Annotated in this window: 18 protein-coding genes; 9 read left to right on the forward strand and 9 right to left on the reverse strand. The window is 61.9% G+C overall.

Annotated features, from left to right (window positions below):
• Positions 1–114: 114 nt before the first annotated feature.
• The 6 genes from JET17_RS24415 to JET17_RS24440 all read right to left on the reverse strand — a co-directional run bounded on the left by JET17_RS24415 (position 115) and on the right by JET17_RS24440 (position 7,707).
• Positions 115–942 carry an ABC transporter permease gene (locus JET17_RS24415; RefSeq protein WP_012316549.1) on the reverse strand — a complete coding sequence of 276 codons (828 nt, stop codon included), beginning with the start codon at positions 940–942 and terminating at the stop codon, positions 115–117.
• 11 nt (positions 943–953) lie between these two features.
• Positions 954–2,201: an ABC transporter permease gene (locus JET17_RS24420; protein ID WP_012316550.1), complete on the reverse strand. Its 1,248-nt coding sequence runs from the start codon at positions 2,199–2,201 to the stop codon at positions 954–956.
• A 67-nt stretch (positions 2,202–2,268) separates the two neighbouring features.
• Complete coding sequence (locus JET17_RS24425; protein ID WP_012316551.1) at positions 2,269–3,303, reverse strand: ABC transporter substrate-binding protein; 1,035 nt, start codon at positions 3,301–3,303, stop codon at positions 2,269–2,271.
• A gap of 40 nt (positions 3,304–3,343) precedes the next feature.
• Positions 3,344–4,468: an ABC transporter ATP-binding protein gene (locus JET17_RS24430; protein WP_012316552.1), complete on the reverse strand. Its 1,125-nt coding sequence runs from the start codon at positions 4,466–4,468 to the stop codon at positions 3,344–3,346.
• Positions 4,469–4,679: 211 nt separating this feature from the next.
• A complete protein-coding gene (locus tag JET17_RS24435; protein ID WP_172655270.1) occupies positions 4,680–5,312 on the reverse strand; it encodes a response regulator transcription factor in 633 nt (210 codons plus the stop codon).
• 7 nt (positions 5,313–5,319) lie between these two features.
• Positions 5,320–7,707 carry a PAS domain-containing sensor histidine kinase gene (locus tag JET17_RS24440; RefSeq protein ID WP_012316554.1) on the reverse strand — a complete coding sequence of 796 codons (2,388 nt, stop codon included), beginning with the start codon at positions 7,705–7,707 and terminating at the stop codon, positions 5,320–5,322.
• Positions 7,708–7,802: 95 nt separating this feature from the next.
• On the opposite strand from JET17_RS24440, the gene JET17_RS24445 reads away from it, so the two are divergent.
• Positions 7,803–8,798 (forward strand): alpha/beta hydrolase family protein, encoded by a 996-nt coding sequence (locus JET17_RS24445; protein WP_012316555.1) that lies wholly within the window; start codon positions 7,803–7,805, stop codon positions 8,796–8,798.
• Positions 8,799–8,875: 77 nt separating this feature from the next.
• Here the strand turns inward: JET17_RS24445 and JET17_RS24450 are convergent, their stop codons facing one another.
• From JET17_RS24450 to JET17_RS24460, 3 genes are read right to left on the reverse strand one after another with little or no spacing between them, the layout of a single operon-like run.
• On the reverse strand, positions 8,876–9,640 hold the full coding sequence (locus JET17_RS24450; RefSeq protein WP_012316556.1) for a TerB family tellurite resistance protein: 765 nt from the start codon (positions 9,638–9,640) through the stop codon (positions 8,876–8,878).
• A 1-nt stretch (position 9,641) separates the two neighbouring features.
• Positions 9,642–10,313, reverse strand: a complete 672-nt coding sequence (gene murU, locus JET17_RS24455; protein ID WP_012316557.1) for an N-acetylmuramate alpha-1-phosphate uridylyltransferase MurU — start codon at positions 10,311–10,313, stop codon at positions 9,642–9,644.
• Positions 10,310–11,329, reverse strand: coding sequence for an aminoglycoside phosphotransferase family protein (locus JET17_RS24460; RefSeq protein WP_012316558.1), 1,020 nt, complete (start codon positions 11,327–11,329; stop codon positions 10,310–10,312). The genes murU and JET17_RS24460 overlap by 4 nt, the downstream gene beginning before the upstream one ends.
• A gap of 130 nt (positions 11,330–11,459) precedes the next feature.
• On the opposite strand from JET17_RS24460, the gene JET17_RS24465 reads away from it, so the two are divergent.
• From JET17_RS24465 to JET17_RS24500, 8 genes are all read left to right on the forward strand, one after another.
• Entirely contained in the window at positions 11,460–14,264 is a 2,805-nt protein-coding gene (locus JET17_RS24465; protein WP_012316559.1) for an LPS-assembly protein LptD, read from the forward strand.
• A complete protein-coding gene (gene surA, locus JET17_RS24470; RefSeq protein WP_012316560.1) occupies positions 14,239–15,564 on the forward strand; it encodes a peptidylprolyl isomerase SurA in 1,326 nt (441 codons plus the stop codon). The genes JET17_RS24465 and surA overlap by 26 nt, the downstream gene beginning before the upstream one ends.
• The gene (pdxA, locus tag JET17_RS24475; protein ID WP_012316561.1) at positions 15,561–16,550 is read left to right on the forward strand and encodes a 4-hydroxythreonine-4-phosphate dehydrogenase PdxA; all 990 of its coding nucleotides are present in this window, start codon (positions 15,561–15,563) and stop codon (positions 16,548–16,550) included. The genes surA and pdxA overlap by 4 nt, the downstream gene beginning before the upstream one ends.
• Positions 16,547–17,347 (forward strand): 16S rRNA (adenine(1518)-N(6)/adenine(1519)-N(6))-dimethyltransferase RsmA, encoded by an 801-nt coding sequence (gene rsmA / locus JET17_RS24480; RefSeq protein WP_012316562.1) that lies wholly within the window; start codon positions 16,547–16,549, stop codon positions 17,345–17,347. Before pdxA ends, rsmA begins: the two co-directional genes overlap by 4 nt.
• 157 nt (positions 17,348–17,504) lie before the next feature.
• Complete coding sequence (gene apaG, locus JET17_RS24485) at positions 17,505–17,885, forward strand: Co2+/Mg2+ efflux protein ApaG (protein ID WP_012316563.1); 381 nt, start codon at positions 17,505–17,507, stop codon at positions 17,883–17,885.
• Positions 17,885–18,751: a symmetrical bis(5'-nucleosyl)-tetraphosphatase gene (locus tag JET17_RS24490; protein WP_012316564.1), complete on the forward strand. Its 867-nt coding sequence runs from the start codon at positions 17,885–17,887 to the stop codon at positions 18,749–18,751. The genes apaG and JET17_RS24490 overlap by 1 nt, the downstream gene beginning before the upstream one ends.
• 15 nt (positions 18,752–18,766) lie before the next feature.
• Positions 18,767–19,096 (forward strand): thiosulfate sulfurtransferase GlpE, encoded by a 330-nt coding sequence (glpE, locus tag JET17_RS24495; protein ID WP_012316565.1) that lies wholly within the window; start codon positions 18,767–18,769, stop codon positions 19,094–19,096.
• Between the two features lie 281 nt (positions 19,097–19,377).
• Complete coding sequence (locus JET17_RS24500) at positions 19,378–21,300, forward strand: PrkA family serine protein kinase (RefSeq protein WP_012316566.1); 1,923 nt, start codon at positions 19,378–19,380, stop codon at positions 21,298–21,300.
• Positions 21,301–21,475 lie beyond the last annotated feature (175 nt).

Here is a 21,475-nt window from a genome sequence, read left to right on the forward strand (position 1 = left end):
GAACCGGATAGGGGCTGATTGGCATCAATCCGTGGCGACGGGGTGTCGCCCCCCTCCCCGGTATCGGCCTTTTCGCGGGCTTGCCTGTGAAAAGGCCAATACCGGCGACATGACTCAGGCAGGCTGCTGAGTCCTAAGCTTCTCACTGCGCCCGCGCAGCCACTCCAGGGTCAGCAGCAGCACCACCGAAAAACCGATCAGCAAGGTCGCTGCCGCTGCAATCGTCGGGCTCAGGTTCTCGCGAATGCCGCTGAACATCTGCCGCGGCAGAGTGGCCTGTTCTGGCCCGGCGAGGAACAGCGTCACCACCACCTCATCGAAAGAGGTCGCGAAGGCGAACAGCGCCCCCGAGATCACCCCGGGGGCGATCAGCGGCAAGGTGACCCTGCGAAACGCAACCACCGGTGAGGCCCCCAGGCTGGCAGCCGCACGCACCAGGTTGTAATTGAAGCCTTGCAAGGTCGCCGAAACGGTGATGATGACGAACGGCACACCCAGCACCGCGTGCACCAGGATCAGCGAAATGAAGCTGTTACCCATCCCCAACGGGGCAAAGAACAGGTAGCTGGCTACACCAATGATCACCACCGGCACCACCATCGGCGAAATCACCAGCGCCATGACCAGCGACTTGCCCGGAAAGTCGGCGCGGGTAAGCCCGATCGCTGCCAGCGTACCGAACACCATGGCCAGCAGCGTGGCCGCCGGGGCGACGATGACGCTGTTCCTCAGGGCGCGCATCCACTCGGCCGAGGCGAAGAAATCGTGGTACCACTGCAGTGAGAAGCCTTGCAGTGGGTACACCAGGAAGCTGCCACTGTTGAACGACAGCGGCACGATCACCAGTACCGGCAACACCAGAAACAGCAATATCAGGCCGCAAAGGATACGCAGGCTGTAGAACCACACCCGCTCCACGGGCGACATGTATGGGCTAAGCATCACTAGGCTCCTCAGCTCAGGCGCAGGCGGCTGGCACCGACCAGCCAGCTATAGATCAGGTACAGCAGCACGGTCGCCAGCAGCAACAGCCCGCCCAGCGCGGTAGCCATGCCCCAGTTGATGCTGGTGTTGGTATAGAAGGCCACGAAGTAGCTGACCATCTGGTCGTTCGGGCTGCCGAGCAGTGCCGGGGTGATGTAGTAACCGATGGCCAGGATGAACACCAGCAGGCAACCGGCGCCTACTCCCGCATAGGTCTGCGGGAAGTACACCCGCCAGAAGCTGGCGAACGGGTGGCAACCCAAGGAGATCGCTGCACGCATGTAGCTCGGCGAAATGCCTTTCATCACGCTGTATAGCGGCAGGATCATGAACGGCAGGAGGATGTGAACCATCGAGATGTAAACGCCAGTGCGGTTGAACACCAGCTCCAGCGGCTGATCGATGATGCCTATTGCCATAAGGGCGCTGTTGATCAAGCCGCCTGACTGCAGCAGCACGATCCACGCCGCCACCCGAACCAGTATCGAGGTCCAGAATGGCAGCAACACCAGGATCATCAACAAGTTGCTCTGGCGAGTTGGCAGGTTGGCCAGCAGGTAAGCCAGCGGATACGCCAGCACCAGGCAGATTGCCGTGATCACCACACCCATCCACAGGGTGCGGGCAAAGATATCCAGGTAGATAGCCTGGTCGGGGGTGGCCTTGGCCACCTCGCCAAGGTCATCAATACGGTGGTCGACCGATGCCAGCAGGTAATAGGAAGTCACGCTGCTGGTGTTGCGGCGGATAGCCTGCCAGTACGCCGGGTCCCCCCAACGTTCATCTAGGGCCTGCAATGCCTCTTTGTAAGAAGCAGGTTCGGCCTTGAACGGCAGCGCCCGAGCGGTTTTGGAGAGCAGGCTGCGGTAGCCGGCCAGCTCCATGTTCAGGCGTTTAGACAGGTCGCCCAGGGTCTGGTTCTTGCGCGATTCGGCCAGGTCCTGGCTCAGGGCCTTGTAAACCTCCTCGCCGGGCAGGCTCTTGCCGTCCCACTGCGACACAGCCTGGACCGTGCGCGGCAGGCCGCCGACCACTTCCGGGTTGTCAACGCTCTTGAACAACAGCGCCGCGATGGGCACCAGGAACACCAGCAGGAGAAACAGCGCCAGCGGCGCGATGAGCGCCTGCGCCTTCCAGCGGTTGACCCGCTCGGCGTGCTTGAGGCGCTGCTTGAGACTTGGACCTGCGCCTTCGGTGAGGGGCACTGCGATGGCCATGGCGAACTCCGCAAAAACAGGGGAACAGGGAGCGCCAGCCAGCGGGCCGGCGCTCCTTCGAGGCGTCTTACTTCTTCGCCGCCCAGGCGTTGAAGCGTTGCTCCAGTTGCTCGCTGTTGTCAGCCCAGAAGGCCACATCGATCTGCACCTGGTTGGCGATGTTTTCAGGCGTGGTCGGCATGTCCTTCTTCACCGCGTCCGCCAGCAGCGGTACGGCCTTGGAGTTGGCCGGGCCGTAGGCGATGTTCTCGGAGTAGGTCTTCTGCTGCTCAGGCTGAACGGTATAAGCGATGAATTTCTTCGCTTCCTCGACATTCTTGGCCCCTTTCGGGATGGCCCAAGCGTCGAAGTCGTAGATGCCACCGTTCCACACCACCTTGAGGTTGCTCTCTTTCTGTACCGCAGCGATGCGCCCGTTGTAGGCCGAGCTCATGACCACATCACCCGAGGCCAGGTACTGCGGCGGCTGGGCGCCCGCTTCCCACCACTGGATGCTCGGCTTGAGTTCGTCGAGTTTCTTGAAGGCGCGGTCCACGCCTTCCTTGGTGGCCAGCACCTGGTACACATCCTTGGGCGCAACGCCGTCGGCCATCAGGGCGAACTCCAGGGTGTACTTCGCGCCCTTGCGCAGGCCGCGCTTGCCCGGGAATTTCTTCGTGTCCCAGAAATCGGCCCAGCTGGTCGGGGCTGTCTTGAGCTTGTCAGCGTTGTAGGCCAGCACCGTGGACCAAACGAAGAAGCCCACGCCGCACGGTTGGATGGCGCCCTTCACATAATCGCTTTCGTTGCCGAACAGAGCCGGGTCGAGCTCCTCGAACATGCCTTCATCGCAACCACGGGCCAGCTCTGGCGACTCCACCTCCACCAGGTTCCAGGACACGCTGTTGGTGTCGACCATGGCTTTGATCTTGGCCATTTCACCGTTGTACTCGCCAGCGACGATCTTACCCTTGCCGGCCTTCTCCCATGGCTCGTAGAACGCTTTGACCTGGGCCGCCTTGTTGGCGCCGCCGAAGGACACTACGGTCAGGTCTGCCGCCATGGCCTGGCCGGCGGCGAACAGGCCAAGGGCCAGGGCGGTCAGTTTCAGCTGCTTGCGCATTATTATTCTCTCCACAGTACAGGGTTGGTGCAGCAATCCATCAGTGGGCCTCGGCAATCGGATCGAGCGCGCGCGCGTGCTCCACCTCCCAGCCCAGCGGTACCACATCGCCCACGGCCAAGGCCGGGTCGAGCTCGGCAATCGGCTGCTTCACGAAAAAGTCAGCCTTGCCACAGACTTCCAGACGCACCCGTACATGGTCGCCCAGGTAGATGAACTCGGCCACGCGGCCGGAGAAGCGATTGACGCAGCTTTGGCTGTGGCCATTGAGGCGCACGCGCTCCGGGCGGACCGACAGGGTCACCGGCTCCCCAGCCTGGCCGACGTTCACCGCCAGCGCCTCGACCCGCTCGCCGCGGGCCAGCTGCACCTGGCAACGGTTACCGTCACTGGCCAGCAGCGTGCCGTTGATGCGGTTGTTCTCGCCGATGAAGTTGGCGACGAAGGTATTGCGCGGCTCCTCATAAAGAGTGCGCGGGTCGGCGATCTGCTGGATCTCGCCCTCATGGAACACGGCCACGCGGTCGGACATGGTCAACGCCTCGCCCTGGTCGTGGGTTACGTAGACCACTGTTACACCCAGGCGCTGGTGAATATGCTTGATCTCCATCTGCATGTGTTCACGCAGCTGCTTGTCCAGCGCGCCGAGCGGCTCGTCCATTAGTACCAGCTGCGGCTCGAACACCAACGCCCTGGCCAAGGCCACGCGCTGCTGCTGGCCACCGGAAAGCTGGCCAGGGTAGCGTTTGGCGAAGGCATCGAGCTGCACCATGTTGAGTACCCGCTTGACCCGCTCACTGATGTCGGTCTTGCTCAGGTTGCGCACGCTCAGCGGAAAAGCGAGGTTCTCCGCCACGGTCATGTGGGGGAACAGTGCGTAGTTCTGGAACACCATGCCAATGTCACGTTTGTGTGGCGGCACGTTGTTGATGGAGCGCCCGGCCAACTGGATTTCACCTGCGGTCGGGGTCTCGAAACCGGCCAGCATCATCAGGCTGGTGGTCTTGCCCGAGCCGGAAGGGCCGAGCAAGGTGAGGAACTCACCCTTGCGAATGTCCAGGTTGAGGTCTTTGACGATCAGCGATTCGCCGTCGTAGCTCTTCTGCACACCACGGAAACTGACCAGCGTCTCACCGGTGGTCGCGTTCGAATTCGCCTCGCTCATGCCTGCACCTTCTTGTTGGAATGACTGCGTAGGCAAAGACTAAAGAAGACGCAAGCGCCCGGAAATCGGGGGCGCTGAGAGAATGCCATCATCCGGCTGGAAGAGTTTGTGTAGGGATTGCCCTACACCGATGGCGGGATTGGAATGCAAGTATCAGCCAGCCAGCGGGAAAGTGGTGCCTGGCAGATAACCTATGTCGCAAACAGAACGGTCATACCAGCTTGTGCTCCATGGCGTACTTCACCAGTTCAGCCAGCGAGTTGACCTTGAGCTTCTGCATCAGCCTCGCCTTGTGGGTGCTGATGGTCTTGCTGGAGAGCGCCAGCTGCTGAGCTATATCGTTGACGTTGGCACCTTGAGCCAAACGTTCGAACACCGAGAACTCGCGCTCCGACAGCAGAGTATGCAGCGGCCGAGTTTCGGTCAGGCCAACCTCGAAGACCATGCGGTCGGCCAACGCCGGATCGATGTAGCGCCCACCGCCGGCCACCCGCCGGATTGCGGTCAGCAGCAAGGCAGGGTCACTGTCCTTGGTGGCATAGCCGGCAGCGCCGGCCTTGAGCGCGCGCGCGGCCATCTGCGCTTCGTCGTGCATCGACAGCATCAGGATCGCCGGCGGGTTGTGCAGCGCGCGGATCCGAGCAATTGCCTCCAACCCACTGACACCGGGCATCGAGATATCCAGCAACACCACTTCGCAGGGGGTGTGGCGCAGGGTTTCCAGCAACTGTTCACCATTACCAGCCTCCCCCACCACCTGCATATCCTTGGCCAGGCCGATCAACTGCTTGATGCCTTCGCGGACAATGGTGTGGTCTTCGGCCACCAGCACTCGAATCACGATCGTTCTCCTAATCCAACGCTATGGTCACGCTCAGGCTGGTGCCTTCACCTGGCTCGCTATTCAAAACCATGCTGCCACCGAGCATCAGTACCCGCTCACGCACCCCCACCAGGCCGAAAGAGGTTGGCCGTGCCTGGTCCAGGCAGAACCCGCTACCGTCATCACTGACCGTCATACGCAGTTTTTCGCCCTCGCGCACCAGCTCTACCTCCACACTGTGCGCCTGGGCGTGGCGCATGACGTTGGTCAGAGCCTCCTGCAGGATACGGAACAAGCCGATGGCTTTTGCATCGCTCAATGCTGGCAGATTATCCGGTACCTGCACCAGGCAGGGGATCTGTGTGCGCGCTTCGAAGCGCCGTGCCTGCCATTCGATGGCCGAAGCGATACCGGCGTCCAGGATCGGCGGGCGCAACGCCGTTGCCACATCGCGCACCAGCTGGAACAGCTGAGCGATCAGGCGCTTCATGCTGGCCAGGCGCTCGTTCAGCGCAGGGTCGAGCTCGGCAAAAGCCAATTCGCACATCGACACCTCAAGCTTGAGCACGGTCAGCATCTGGCCCAGTTCATCGTGCACTTCGCGGGCGATACGGGCCTTTTCTTCCTCGCGCACGCTTTCCAGGTGTGCCGACAGTTCGCGCAGTTGCTCCTGGGACCTTGCAAGTGCCAGCTCCGCGCGTTTGCTTTGGGTAATGTCCCAGACAACACCGTCCCAGACCACCCGGCCGTCGGCCAGGCGGCGGGTACTGGCCTTGATGTCGGCCCACCGCTGCTCACCTTCGCGGGTGAGGATGCGTCCTTGCCAGGACCAGTCCTGATCACTGGCAATGGCCAGGTCCTGAACCTGGTGATAGTCCGCACGATCATCCGGGTGGACCAGATTGCGCAAGCCCATCTTCGGGTGCTGGATCTGCGCGGGCGTATAGCCCACCAACGCCTCACTGCCCTCGCTGATATAGGGAAACTCCGGGTCCCCTTCCGCTGGCGCGGGCTCCAGGCGGAACACCAGCCCCGGCACATTGCCAGCAATACCCTTGAGCCGCGCCTCGCTTTCACGCAGCGCCGCCAGAGCACGGTGGCGTTCGGTGACATCGGCAAGGTACACCACCAGATACTCGGCATCGCGAAAGCGCAGGAAGCTCAACGACAACTCCACCGGCAACAGGCTGCCATCGGCGCACAGGCATTGGGTCTCGAACTGCCTAGCCCCGGCCTCCCCGGCTCGCGCGGCCCGCCACAACTGCAGCCAGCGGTCCATGCTCAGGTTCGGCTCGAAGTCGCTCAGCGGACGCTCCAGCAACGCCGCCTCGGCATAACCGAGCATGCGCCCCACAGCGTGGTTGGCGTAACGCACGTGGCTGTCCCAGTTGACCCAGAGGATGCCGACCGTGCTCTGGTCGATGGCGAACTGGCTCAGGCGCAGTGCCTCCTCGCGCACCTGCCGCTCTGCCAGGTGCTCCCGCGCCGCCAGCAGGCTGCGCTCTAGCTGGCGTTGCTGGCGGCGCTGCCACATCAGGGTGGCCCCGGCACATAACAGCAACATGCCGAACAGCAACGCAAGGTTTTGCCAGAAACCGGTGGATTCGCTCAGGCGCGCGTATTTGGGCTGCAACCAACGCTGATGCAGTTGCTCCAGCTCTTTGGCGGGCATGGCCTGCAGGCCCCGTTCAAGCACGTCGGCCAGCAACGGCCAGTCACGCCGCGAACCCACCCGCAATAATTGTGGCAGGCCGATGTCACCGAGCACCGCCAGCTCACCGAACTCGCTTTCACGGGACAATCGGCTGAGCTGGGCTTCATCCAGCACCGCGTAGCTGGCCTGGCCCCCTACCACCAGTTGCAAGGCCTCGCGCTCGTTGGGCACACCTTGCAGGTTGAGATTGGCGTAATTGCCCCGCAGGTATTCGGCCAGCACGCTGGGCATGCGTACCGCCACGCGCTCGTTGGCTTCAAGTTTTTCCAGCTCGACGGCCAACGCACCGGTGCGCGGCCCGACCAACAGCTGCGGCACACGCATGTAGGGGTCGCTGAACAACCACAGACGCAAGCTGGCCGGTGTTTGCGTAAGGCCCGGGGCAAAGTCGATTTCACCCGCTTGCAGGGCGTGTTCGAGACTGGCCTGGTCAGTGAAGTTGCGCCAGGTGAGGTCCAGCTTCAGCGCCTGCGCCAGCCAGTTCACCAGCTCGACATTGGCCCCGTAGAGTTGCTGCAGACGGCGGTCGAACTGGGCATAGGGCGCCTGCAGCACCAGGCCGACCCGCAGACTGCGATGGGTGTCCAGCCATTGCTGCTGGGCAGGTTCGAGTACCACCGCAGGTGCTGCCTCAGGCCTTGCCAAAGCAATCAAGGGTAGCCACAAGCAGCCGATAACCAACAGGCGACGCAATCGCTTCATCTACACGCTCGTCTTGGCAAGGGCGGCCATGCAGCATGGCCGTCGCGGGCAAATACTATTAGGCTGCCGGTATCATTCTGGCCTTGGGTTGATTCATGTTCACACTTTATCGCACGACGCTGGCAATGTGCTGCCTTGCCTCGCTCCTACCACTTGGTGCCCTGGCCGCCGACGCCGAAAAACCAGCAACCGAAGAGGCTGCCGCCGCACCTGCGCCACGCCCACCGCTGCTGGAGCGTAGCCAGGAAGATGCGCAGGCCCTCGAACGCCTGTTGCCCAAAGCCGAGCAGCAAACTCTGGACGCCGGCTCCGACAGCTTCCTGGCCCTGTGGAAACCAGCCAACGACAGCGACCCGCAAGGCACGGTGATCATCGTTCCTGGCGCCGGAGAAACCGCCGACTGGCCCAATGCGGTCGGCCCATTGCGACGCAAGTTCCCTGACGCCGGCTGGCACAGCCTGAGCGTGAGCCTGCCCGACCTGCTCGCCGATAGCCCACAAGCACGGGTCGAGGCCACGCCAGCTACCGCACCGCAGCCAGACCAGGGCGAGAGCGCACCGGCAAAGGAAACCCCCGCCGATGCCAACGCCAATGTAGCCCAGGCTACCGCGGCGGATGCCGACACGGCAGAAAGCACCGATGCCGAACAGGCCAGCGAACAGAACGATCAGGCTGATGCCGAACGCATCTTCGCGCGTCTGGATGCTGCGGTTGCGTACGCTCAACAACAAAACTCACGCAGCATCGTGTTGATCGGCCATGGCAGCGGCGCCTACTGGGCAGCGCGCTACCTGAGCGAGAAGCAACCACCGCAGGTACAGAAGCTGGTGATGATCGCCGCGCAGACCCCGGCAAGGGTCGAGCACGATCTGGAAAGCCTGGCACCGACGCTCAAAGTGCCGACTGCCGATCTTTATTACGCAACCCGCACAGGCGACCGCAATGCCGCCATGCAACGCCTGCAGGCCAGCAAGCGTCAGAAGGACAGCCAGTACAAGCAGCTGTCGCTGATTGCGATGCCGGGGAACAAGAGCGCGGAACAGGAACAGTTGTTCCGCCGGGCCAGGGGGTGGATGAGCCCGCAGGAATGAAGTGACGGGCCCGCTCCAGCCGTTTACCGGCAGGCAGGCTGCCAAAGGTATAGAGCCGCTTGCCGGTGACAGGGGTCTTAGAGCCCCCGCCTTTTACGGATCAACGCATAGGCCTGGTGCAGCTCTCGAGTGCGTTCGGTGGCCTCCCTGACCTGCGCTTCACTGGCACCGCTCCCGGCCAGCTTGTCCGGATGGTGCCGGCTGACCAGCCGGCGATAAGCCTGCTTGACCCGGTCGCCTTCCGTATCGGCATCTATCCCCAGCAAGCGCAGCGCAGCCGGATAGGTCATGACGCTACTGGCCGTGCTCATTTTGCGTGGCTCATATTCCAGCGACATGGCCTGCACCTGTCGCCGGCTGAGCCCCAGCTTCTGTCCCCAGTCCAGCAGCAGTTCCCGCTCATGATCCCCGGCCTTGCCGTCAGCCCAAGCCATACGCCAACACGCCCGCAACGTGCCTTCGGCCGCATGTGGCTGCAAGCGAATGCGACGCAGGTGGTGGGTCAAGCGGTCCTTGCCCGCCTTGCCACGGTTGAAGGCAGCAATCGCACGCATCCTCGCGGCCTCGGCCAGCCCCAGCCGGACCATCTCCTGGCGCGCCTGCTGAATATGCTGTTCGCCCACTCGCCCATCGCTTTTGGCCAGCCGCCCAAGCAGGACGAACAACAACTCCTCGTCACGCAGGGCCGGCCTACCTCCCAACCGTTCGCGCATGTCTTCCCAGCCCTGCACACGCAGGCGCCGATCCATGGCTTGGCCAAGCAATGCCCCCAGCAGCGCGCCAGGGATGCTGGCGACAGCGAAACCCGCGCCTAGCCCGATCACCGTGCCTGGCCACCACATCTCAGGAACGCTCGCGTATAAGGCGCTCGGCCTCGGCCAGGCGCTCCTGGGTACCAACATCGACCCACGCGCCACGGTAGTGCTCGCCGGTCACCTTGCCTGCCGACATGGCTTGGCGCAGAAGTGGCGCCAGTTTGAAGGCCCCTGCCTGGCAACCTGCGAACAAGTCAGGATGCAGCACTGAGAGGCCGCTGAAGGTCAGGGTGCCAGGGGCGTCGTCACCGTCCACGACCTGTCCACCTTGCAGGCGGAAGTCGCCCCGCCCGTGATGCCCAGGGTTATCGACCAGCACCAGGTGCGCCAGGCCCTGCAGCGGTGCACGCAAGCACGCGAACGGATAATCGGTCCAGACATCGCCGTTGACCAACAGGAACGGCGCGTCGCCCAGCAAAGGCAATGCTTGGAATATCCCGCCCCCGGTCTCCAGCGGCTCGCCTTCAGGGGAGTAACGAATGCTCAGGCCGAAACGGCTGCCATCACCGAGGTGATCCTCGATCTGCTGGCCAAGCCAGGCGTGGTTGATCACCACCTCGGTAAAACCGGCCGCCGCCAGGGCACGCAGGTGGTATTCGATCAACGGCTGGCCGGCCAAGGACAACAAAGGCTTTGGCGTGTGCAGGGTCAGCGGGCGCATGCGCTCGCCCTTGCCTGCGGCAAGGATCATCGCTTTCATGCACGCGCTCCGGCCTTGAGTTCGGCGATCAGCTGGCCGAGCTCGGCCAGTTCAGGGCGACGGCCGATCACTTCGTCTATATAAGCGAAGAAACGCGGCACATCAGCCAGGTAGCGCGGTTTGCCGTCACGGTGGCAGATGCGCGCGAAGATGCCGATCACCTTCAGATGGCGCTGCACTCCCATCAGGTCGCTGGCGCGCTGGAAATCTTCGAACGAGGGCTGCACCGGGATCCCGGCGGCTTGCGCTTTGTCCCAATAGTTGCGCAACCAGCTTTCGACTCGCGCTTGTGGCCAGCTGAGGAATGCGTCCTTGAACAGGCAGGTTATGTCGTAGGTGACCGGACCGTACACCGCGTCCTGGAAGTCGAGCACGCCCGGGTTCGGTTCGCTCTGCATCAGGTTGCGCGGCATGTAGTCGCGGTGCACCAGCACCTTGGGTTGGGCAAGGGCACTGTCGATCAGCAACTGGCTGATGCGCTGCCAACTGGCCTGCTGCGCCTCGTTGAAGGCCAGGCCGAGCTCACGCCCGACATACCACTCGGGGAACAGCTCGACCTCACGGCGCAGCAAGGCGTCGTCATAGCTCGGCAATGGCGCTTCCATCGGTAGGCGCTGGAACGCCAGCAGGGCGTCGATCGCGTCGGCAAACAATGCATCGGCGTTATCCGGGTTAATGATGTCGAGGTATGTCTGATGGCCCAGATCCCCCAGCAACAGGAAACCACGGTCCAGATCTTCGGCATGAATCACCGGTACATGCACGCCCGCACTGGCCAGCAGGCGGTCGATGGCAACGAACGGGCGGCAGTTTTCCTGGGGCGGCGGCGCATCCATGATCACAAAACTGTGGCCTGCGCCCTGCCAGCGGAAGTAACGGCGGAAGCTCGCATCGCTGCTGGCGGCGGTCAGGCTGCCCTCGGGCACCTCGCCCCAGGCGTTGTTGCGGAAAAGAACATTGAGCTGCTCGGCGAGCCAGACAGTCAGTTGTTGCAGGCGTACATCGTGTTCAGGCATTACAAGGGTCTCCGACGGCCCTAGCCGTCAAGCGGGTCATGCTTTATTATCCAGCATCTTTTTCAGACCATCGAGAGGCGTGCGGCCCCACACGCGGGCAGATGGCACGCAGGAAGCCCGGACTAATAAGATGGCATTGAAATCCCCCGCGTTTCGTAGAAAGTTTCCGTTGCTGGTCACCGGCGGTCTGCTGGCCCTGCAACCTTTTGCCACCTCGTACGTGGTAGCAGCCGAGCAGTTCGACTGCCAAGTGTCCGCCTCCGGTGGTTGGGACTGCAAGCCCAAGAGCCCAGTCAACAACTTGCCACCGCGCCCAGTGCATGACGGCGCTGCGCTCACTTCCGGCACCGAGGCCCCATCGGCCGAGGCCGAAAGTGCTGACAAGCCGGTGCTGGTTACCGAGAGCAAAGGCCGTGGCCTGAAGTCGCGCAGCGAGGATTACAGCCATCTCGATTGGGTCCCGCGCGAAAAGCTCACCGCTGCCCAGCTGGCCGAAACCGGTCCGTACTGTGGTGGCGCGTACATCGAGCCGACTCGCCCTGGCATGGCCGACACCACGCCCAAGGACGAATCGCCGACCTACATCAACGCCAAGGTCTCCAAGTACCAGCAGGAGCAGCAGATCGCTACCCTCGCCGGTGACGTGGTCATGCGCCAAGGCAGCATGCAGGCCGAAGCCGATGAGGCCAACCTGTACCAGGCCGAGAACCGTGGCGAGCTCAAGGGCAACGTCAGGATTCGCGACAACGGCTCGCTGGTCGTGGGCGACGAGGCGCAGATCCAGCTCGACACGGGCGAAGCCCAGGTCGACAACGCCGAGTACGTGATGCACAAGTCGCACATCCGCGGCAACGCGCTGTACGCCAAGCGTAGCGAGAACGCCATCATCCGCCTCAAGGATGGTACCTACACCACGTGTGAACCGGGCAGCAACGCCTGGCAGCTCAAGGGCAACAACATCACCCTGAACCCGGCCACCGGCTTCGGTACCGCGACCAACGTCACTCTGCGGGTCAAGGATTTCCCGGTGTTCTACACACCGTACATCTACTTCCCGATCGACGACCGTCGCCAATCCGGCTTCCTGCCACCGTCGTTCAGCAGCACCAGCGACACCGGCTTCATGCTGGTTACGCCGTACTACTTCAACCTGGCGCCCAACTACGACGCCACGTTGTACCCGCGCTACATGACCAAGCGTGGCTTGCTGATGGAAGGCGAATTCCGCTACCTGACCAAGTCCAGCGAAGGCCAGCTCGGCGGCGCGTACCTGAATGACAAGAACGACGATCGCAAAGAGCAGACTGATTACGAAGATCAGCGCTGGATGATCAACTGGCAGCATAAAGGTGGCCTGGACGAGCGCCTGATGACTGAAGTCGATTACACCGACATCAGCGATCCGTTCTACTTCCAGGACCTGGAGAGCGATCAGATCGGCGTCGAGAGCAATGATGTGGTCAACCAGCAAGGTGCACTGACCTGGCGTGGCGACACCTATACCGCTCGACTGAATGCGCAAGCGTACGAGATGGCGACCCTGTCGCAGATCACCCCGTACAACAAGCTGCCGCAGATCACTGTAGACGGGATGCTGCCGTATCACCCGGGTGGTTTTGATTTCAGCTACCAGACCGAGGCCGTGCGCTTCGATCGTGACCTGAAGGATGACTTTGTCACTGACGAAGATGGCAACCCGGACTTCACCGCCGGCGCAGCAGGCCGACGTCTCGATGAAAACGTCAGCGGCATCGCGCGCGCCAACGGCAACCGCCTGAATTTTGCCCCGGCAATCAGCCTGCCTATGCAAGCCAGTTACGGTTACGTTACGCCAAAGCTGAAGTATGTTTACACCAACTATGACCTTGATCTTGATGGTCAAGGCAAGCAAGAAGCGCTGGCGCAAGCGTCACAACCAGGATACGGCAGCTACAGCAGCTCCATCAGCCGTGACGTTCCTGTCTTCAGTGTTGACAGCGGGTTGTACTTCGACCGCAACACCTCGATGTTCGGCACCAACTATCGCCAGACACTCGAACCGCGCATGTTCTACCTCTACGTTCCTTACAAGGATCAGACGGACATTCCGCTGTTCGATACCAGCGAAACGCTGTTCAACTTCGATTCGCTGTTCCGCGACAACCGCTTCAGCGGCACCGACCGTATCGGTGACGAGAACAAGCTGTCGCTGGGCGTGACCACCCGCTGGATTCAGGACGACGGTTTCGAACGTCAGAACTTCAGCATCGGTCAAGCACTGTACTTCAAGGATCGCAAGGCCCAGCTGCCAGGCATCAACTACCGTGATCGCAGTGACGCGCAGTCTGACGTTTCGCCATACGCGCTGGTGTACAACTACTACTTCAACCGCGACTGGCGCTTCAATTCGGACTTCAACTGGGACCCGGACAGCCGCAGCACCCGCTCGGGCAGCGCGATGTTCCACTACCAGCCTGAAGACAACCCGAACAAGGTGGTCAACCTCGGCTATCGCTACCGCAACGACACTATCGCCTACGACTCCACGACCGGTACCTGGAAAGTGGGTGGCGGTGACTATGGCAACCCAGGCGACCCGAACTACATCAAGGACTACTACAAGATCCAGCAGCACGACTTCTCGGTGATCTGGCCGATCGTGCCGCAATGGAACGTGATCGCCCGCTGGCAGCACGATTACAACCGCAACCGCACCCTGGAAGCCATGGGCGGTTTCGAATACGACAACTGCTGCTGGAAACTACGTCTGATCAACCGTTACTGGATCGACTATGACGACTTCAGCCAGGCCGCCCCGCAAAACGAAAAAGGCGACCATGGCATCTTCCTGCAGATCGTGCTGAAAGGCCTCGGTGGCGTGGTAGGCAACAAGGTCGAATCTTTCCTCGACCAAGGCATTGAAGGTTACCGTGAACGTGAAGACCAAGCTTATTGATCGTCTGCGCCCAGTGTTGCTGGGCGCTGTATTGCTGAGTGGCGCGGTGCATGCCGCGGTGCAACCCCTGGATCGTGTGGTGGCCATCGTCGACAACGACGTGGTCATGCAAAGCCAACTGGACCAGCGTGTCCAGGAGGTTCAGCAAACCATCGCCAAGCGCGGCGGCGGCGTACCGCCGACCAGCGCTCTGGAGCAGCAGGTACTGGAGCGCCTGATCGTCGAGAATCTGCAGTTGCAGATCGGTGAACGTTCGGGCATCCGCATCACCGACGAGGAACTGAACCAGGCCATCGGCACCATTGCCCAGCGCAATGGCATGTCGCTGGACCAGTTCCGTGCCGCGCTGGCCCGCGACGGCCTGTCGTTCGATGACGCCCGCGAACAGGTCAAACGCGAGATGATCATCAGCCGCGTGCGCCAGCGCCGTGTGGCCGAGCGCATCCAGGTTTCCGAGCAGGAAGTGAAAAACTTCCTCGCCTCGGACATGGGCAAGATGCAGATGTCGGAAGACTACCGTCTGGCCAACATCCTCATCCCAACCCCGGAAGGCGCCAACTCAGACGACATCCAGAAGGCTGCGCGCAAGGTCGGTGACGTGTACCAGCAACTGCGCCAGGGCGCTGACTTTGGCCAGATGGCGATTGCCAACTCGGCCAGCGAGAACGCCCTTGAAGGTGGCGAGATGGGCTGGCGCAAAGCCGCCCAGTTGCCACCTGAGTTTGCCAAGCTGCTCAGCAGCATGGCCACAGGCGACATCACCCAGCCACTGCGCATCCCTAGCGGCTTCATCATCATCAAGCTCGAAGAGAAGCGTGGCGGCAGCGAAAACGTGCTGCGTGACGAAGTGCATGTACGCCACATCCTGATCAAGCCGAGCGAAATCCGCAGCGAAGCAGCCACCGAGCAGCTGGCTGAGCGCCTGTACGAACGGATCAAGGGTGGCGAAGACTTCGCAGAGCTGGCGAAAAGCTTCTCGGAAGACCCGGGCTCAGCGCTCAACGGCGGTGACCTCAACTGGGTCGACCCGAACAGCCTGGTACCGGAGTTCCGCGAGCAGATGGCCAACGCCCAGCAGGGTGTCGTGACCAAACCGTTCAAGACTCAGTACGGCTGGCATGTGCTGGAAGTACTGGGCCGTCGTGCCACCGACAGCACCGAACAGGCACGTGAGCAGCAGGCAATGAACGTACTGCGTAACCGCAAGTACGATGAAGAGCTGCAGACTTGGCTGCGCCAGATCCGCGACGAAGCCTACGTTGAAATCAAGCTGCCTGGCGCTGACCAGGCCGCACAGTGAAGCCACTGCGCTTCGCCGTCACTCCCGGCGAACCGGCCGGCATAGGCCCCGACCTATGCCTGCTGCTCGCCGCCGAGGCCCAGCCTCACCCCCTGATCGCCATCACCAGCCGTGACCTGCTCGCCGAGCGGGCCACGCGACTGGGGCTGGCCGTCAACCTGCTCGCGGTAGCGCCGGGCCACTGGCCTGACCAGCCGGCGCCGGCTGGTAGCCTCTACGTCTGGGACACTCCCCTGGCCGCCCCGGTGGTACCGGGCATGCTGGACAAGGCCAACGCGGCTTTTGTCCTGCAGACCCTGACGCGGGCCGGGCAAGGCTGCCTTGAAGGGCATTTCGCCGGGATGATCACGGCCCCAGTGCACAAGGGCGTGATCAACGAAAGCGGTATTGCCTTTTCTGGCCATACCGAATTCCTGGCAGAGCTGACCCACACCGCCCAGGTCGTGATGATGCTAGCGACCCATGGCCTGCGGGTGGCGCTGGTAACCACACACCTGCCACTGCGGGAAATTGCGGACGCTATCACCCCTGAGCGCCTGGAGCGGGTTACCCGCATCCTGCATGCCGATATGCGCGACAAGTTCGGCATCGCCAACCCACGAATCCTGGTCTGCGGTCTCAACCCGCATGCCGGCGAAGGCGGCCATCTAGGCCGCGAAGAAATCGACATCATCGAACCGGCACTGGCCCGTCTGCGTACCGAAGGCATGGACCTACGCGGCCCGCTGCCGGCCGATACCCTGTTTACCCCCAAATATCTGGAGCACTGCGACGCGGTGCTGGCGATGTACCACGACCAAGGCCTGCCTGTACTCAAGTACAAAGGTTTCGGCGCTGCAGTCAACGTGACCCTGGGCCTGCCGATCATCCGCACGTCGGTCGATCACGGCACCGCCCTGGACCTTGCCGGTACCGGCAACGTCGACACCGGCAGCCTGCGCGTCGCCCTGGAAACCGCCTACCAGATGGCCGAGAACCGACCATGAACGAGCACTATCAACACCGGGCGCGCAAGCGCTTCGGCCAGAATTTCCTGCATGACGCCGGCATCATCGACCGCATCCTGCGCGCCATCAATGCCAAAGCAGGCGAACACCTGCTGGAGATCGGCCCGGGCCAGGGCGCCCTGACCGAGGGCCTGCTGGGCAGCGGCGCACAGCTGGACGTCGTGGAGCTGGACAAAGACCTGGTGCCGATCCTGCAGCACAAGTTTGCCGGGCGCGACAACTTCCGCCTGCACCAGGGCGATGCCCTGAAGTTCGACTTCAACCAGCTGGGCGTGCCGGCACGCAGCCTCAAAGTCGTAGGTAACCTGCCCTACAACATCTCCACCCCGCTGATTTTCCACCTGCTCAGCCACGCCGGCCTGATTCGCGACATGCACTTCATGCTGCAGAAGGAAGTGGTCGAGCGCATGGCCGCAGGGCCGGGCGGCGGTGACTGGGGCCGGCTGTCGATCATGGTGCAGTACCACTGCCGGGTCGAGCACCTGTTCAACGTAGGCCCAGGTGCGTTCAACCCGCCGCCGAAGGTGGACTCGGCAATCGTACGCCTGGTACCGCATGAGGTGCTGCCGCACCCGGCCAAGGACCACCTGCTGCTGGAACGCGTCGTGCGCGAAGCGTTCAACCAGCGCCGCAAAACGCTGCGCAACACCCTCAAAGGCCTGCTTGACAGCCAGGCTATCGAGGCCGCTGGCGTTGATGGCAGCCTGCGCCCCGAGCAGCTGGACCTGGCCGCATTCGTGCGCCTGGCAGACCAGTTGGCCAACCAGCAAGCCTGACAGCTACAGCGCAGCGTCTTCGCGGGAAACCCTGCGAAGACGCTGCCCCCCGAAGACTTTAAAGCCCCCTCCCTCCCCGACACCACTGGCCCTCCCCCCCGCCAATGGCCTAGACTGCATGTATCGCCGTATTCGCTTGTTTGCCCAAGGCCCATGCATGTCCGATCCCCGTTACCAGATCGACGTCAGCGTCGTGACCCGCTATCTGAAAGACCAATCCGACCCCGAAAGCGATCGCTTTGCATTCGCATACACCATAACCGTGCAGAACAATGGCTCGATCAAAGCCAAGCTGATGTCTCGACACTGGCTGATCACCAACGGTGATGGCGAAGTGGAGGAGGTACGCGGCGCAGGTGTGATCGGCCAACAACCGACCATCGAGCCGGGTCAGAGCCACACCTACAGCAGCGGTGCAGTGATCAGCACCCGCGTGGGCACCATGCAGGGCAGCTACCAGATGTTCGCCGAGGACGGCAAACGCTTCGAGGCCGACATTGCACCCTTCCGCCTGGCGGTGCCGGGGGCCCTGCACTGATGGCTACCTACGCCGTCGGTGACCTGCAAGGCTGCCTGCAACCCCTCAAGTGCCTGCTGGAGCGCGTCAAGTTCGACCCGGCTGTCGATCGCCTGTGGCTGGTCGGAGACCTGGTCAACCGCGGGCCTGAATCGCTGCAGACCCTGCGCTACCTCTACTCGATCCGCCACTCGCTGACCTGCGTGCTGGGCAACCATGACCTGCACCTGCTGGCTGCATGGCAAAATGTCGAACGCCTGAAGAAAAGCGATACCCTGCGCGAAATCATCGAGGCGCCAGATGCCGATCAACTGCTCGACTGGCTGCGCCAACAAAAGCTGCTCCACTACGACGAGCCGCGCGGCATTGCCTTGGTGCACGCTGGCATCCCCCCCCAGTGGACACTGGGCAAAGCCCTGGAACTGGCAGGCGAAGTCGAGGAGGTGCTGCGCGATGACGAGCGCCTGAAGCTGTACCTCGATGGCATGTACGGCAACGAACCGAACAAGTGGAGCAAGAACCTCGGTGGCGTCGAGCGCCTTCGGGTGATCACCAACTACCTGACTCGCATGCGCTTCTGCACCGGCACAGGCAAGCTCGACCTCAAGAGCAAGGAAGGGTTGGGCACGGCACCAAAAGGTTACAAGCCCTGGTTCGCGCACAAGGACCGCCGCTCACGGCATGTGAAGATCATCTTTGGCCACTGGGCAGCCCTCGAAGGGCGCGTTGACGAGCCCGGCATCATCGCCCTCGATACAGGCTGTGTATGGGGTGGCACCATGACCCTCTACAATGTCGACAGCGGTGAATACCTGCGCTGCGACTGCGCCGACGACGGCACCCTGCGCCCGCCGGCACAACCGACTAAACTTATCGATCAGCCCTGAAGGAAAGCCTTACCCATGAGCGAATTCAAACGCATCCCTCCCGAGCAGGCCCTGGCCTTGCGCGCGCAAGGTGCGGTCGTCGTCGACATTCGCGACCCGCAGGCCTATGCCGCCGGCCACATCGCCGGCGCCCGGCACCTGGACAATCATTCGGTTGCCGACTTCATCCGCAATGCCGACTTGGATGCCCCGACCCTGGTGGTGTGTTACCACGGCAACTCCAGCCAGAGCGCGGCCGCGTACCTGGTCGGCCAAGGTTTTTCCGACGTTTACAGTGTCGATGGCGGCTTCGAGCTGTGGCGCTCCACTTACCCGGACGAGACTGCGCAAGGCACCCCTGAATAATTTTTTAATTCCACTCCAGCCCGCGCCCCACGCGGGCTTGCGCCTCACCTGACGAACGGTCGCCGACAACTTCTGCGCCGCTTGCCCTTGACCTTGCGGATAACCAACTATTCTTAAGCGCAGGCCATCCAAAAAAGGGGAGAGCCGGTACACCGGCGTGCGGGTCATCGGTAGCGTTACAGGGTGTTCTGGGGGGTATACAGCAATCGGCAAGCCCGGTTGCATGCCAGCATCAGCTGACTGATCCGGCGTCGTCTCCACGTATCGAGCGAGGTGACGTCATGAGTATTTTTAGCCACTTCCAACAACGTTTCGAGTCTACGCGCCAGGAAGAACTCTCGCTGCAGGAGTACCTCGAGCTGTGCAAAGAGGATCGCAGCGCCTACGCATCGGCGGCTGAACGGCTGTTGCTGGCCATCGGCGAGCCGGAACTGATCGACACCTCAAGCAACTCCAGACTGTCGCGCATATTCTCCAACAAGGTGATCCGCCGGTATCCGGCCTTTGCCGACTTCCATGGCATGGAAGAGTGCATCGACCAGATCGTTTCCTACTTCCGCCACGCCGCCCAAGGTCTTGAAGAGAAGAAACAGATCCTCTATCTGCTGGGCCCGGTGGGGGGCGGTAAATCGTCGCTGGCCGAAAAGCTCAAGCAGCTGATGGAAAAGGTCCCTTTCTACGCGATCAAGGACTCACCGGTTTTCGAGTCGCCCCTGGGCTTGTTCAACGCCACTGAAGATGGCGCCATTCTCGAAGAGGAGTACGGCATCTCGCGGCGCTACCTGAACACCATCATGTCGCCATGGGCTACCAAGCGCTTGCAGGAGTTCGGTGGCGACATCAGCAAGTTCAGGGTGGTCAAGCTTTACCCCTCGATCCTCAACCAGATCGCTATCGCCAAGACCGAACCAGGCGACGAAAACAACCAGGACATCTCTGCCCTGGTCGGCAAGGTGGATATCCGCAAGCTCGAGGAATTCCCGCAGAACGATGCCGACGCCTACAGCTACTCGGGCGCTCTTTGCCGGGCCAACCAGGGCCTGATGGAATTCGTCGAGATGTTCAAGGCGCCCATCAAAGTCCTGCACCCGCTGCTGACCGCCACCCAGGAAGGCAACTACAACAGTACCGAAGGCCTGGGCGCGATCCCTTATTCCGGGATCCTGCTGGCCCACTCCAACGAATCGGAATGGCACACCTTCCGGAACAACAAGAACAACGAGGCGTTCATCGACCGGATCTACATCGTCAAGGTGCCGTACTGCCTGCGCGTCAGCGACGAGATCAAGATCTACGACAAACTGCTGGTCAACAGTTCGCTGGCCAAGGCCCATTGCGCACCCGATACGCTCAAGATGCTCGCCCAGTTCACGGTGCTCTCACGCCTGAAGGAGCCGGAAAACTCCAACATCTACTCCAAGATGCGTGTCTACGATGGAGAAAACCTCAAGGACACCGACCCGAAAGCCAAGTCGATCCAGGAGTACCGCGATTCTGCGGGTGTCGATGAAGGCATGAATGGCCTGTCCACGCGTTTCGCCTTCAAGATCCTCTCCAAGGTGTTCAACTTCGACCCACATGAAGTAGCGGCCAACCCCGTGCACCTGCTGTATGTGCTGGAACAGCAGATCGAACAGGAGCAATTCCCCGCTGAAGTGCGCGAACGCTACCTGCGCTACCTGAAGGAATACCTGGCGCCCCGGTACATCGAGTTCATCGGCAAGGAAATCCAGACCGCCTACCTCGAGTCCTACAGCGAATACGGTCAGAACATCTTCGACCGCTACGTGCTGTACGCCGACTTCTGGATCCAGGATCAGGAATACCGCGACCCGGAAACTGGCGAGATCCTCAACCGCATTGCCCTGAACGAAGAGCTGGAAAAGATCGAAAAACCGGCTGGCATCAGCAATCCGAAGGATTTCCGCAACGAGATCGTCAACTTCGTGCTGCGCGCCCGTGCCAACAACAACGGCAAGAACCCAAGCTGGCTCAGCTACGAGAAGCTGCGGGTGGTGATAGAGAAGAAAATGTTCTCCAACACCGAAGACTTGCTGCCAGTCATCAGCTTCAACGCCAAGGCCAGCAAAGAAGATCAACAGAAACACAACGACTTCGTCACGCGGATGGTGGAGCGTGGCTACACCGATAAACAGGTGCGCCTGCTGTCGGAATGGTACCTGCGGGTCAGGAAATCGCAATAAAGCGGCAAGCTGCCCCTGCAGCAAGCTCCAAGCCGCCAGCGGCAAGCTGCAAGCTGTGCGTGCTCGGTTAACACCCGACGCGACAGTTTGCGGCAGCGCTGGCTGCTCTTTCTTGAAGCTTGTGGCTTGAAGCTTGTGGCTTGCAGTTGCAGCTGCATCCAGTCACCGGAGGGAC

This window comes from Pseudomonas putida (genome assembly GCF_016406145.1).
GTDB classification, from domain to species: Bacteria; Pseudomonadota; Gammaproteobacteria; order Pseudomonadales; family Pseudomonadaceae; genus Aquipseudomonas; species Aquipseudomonas putida_E.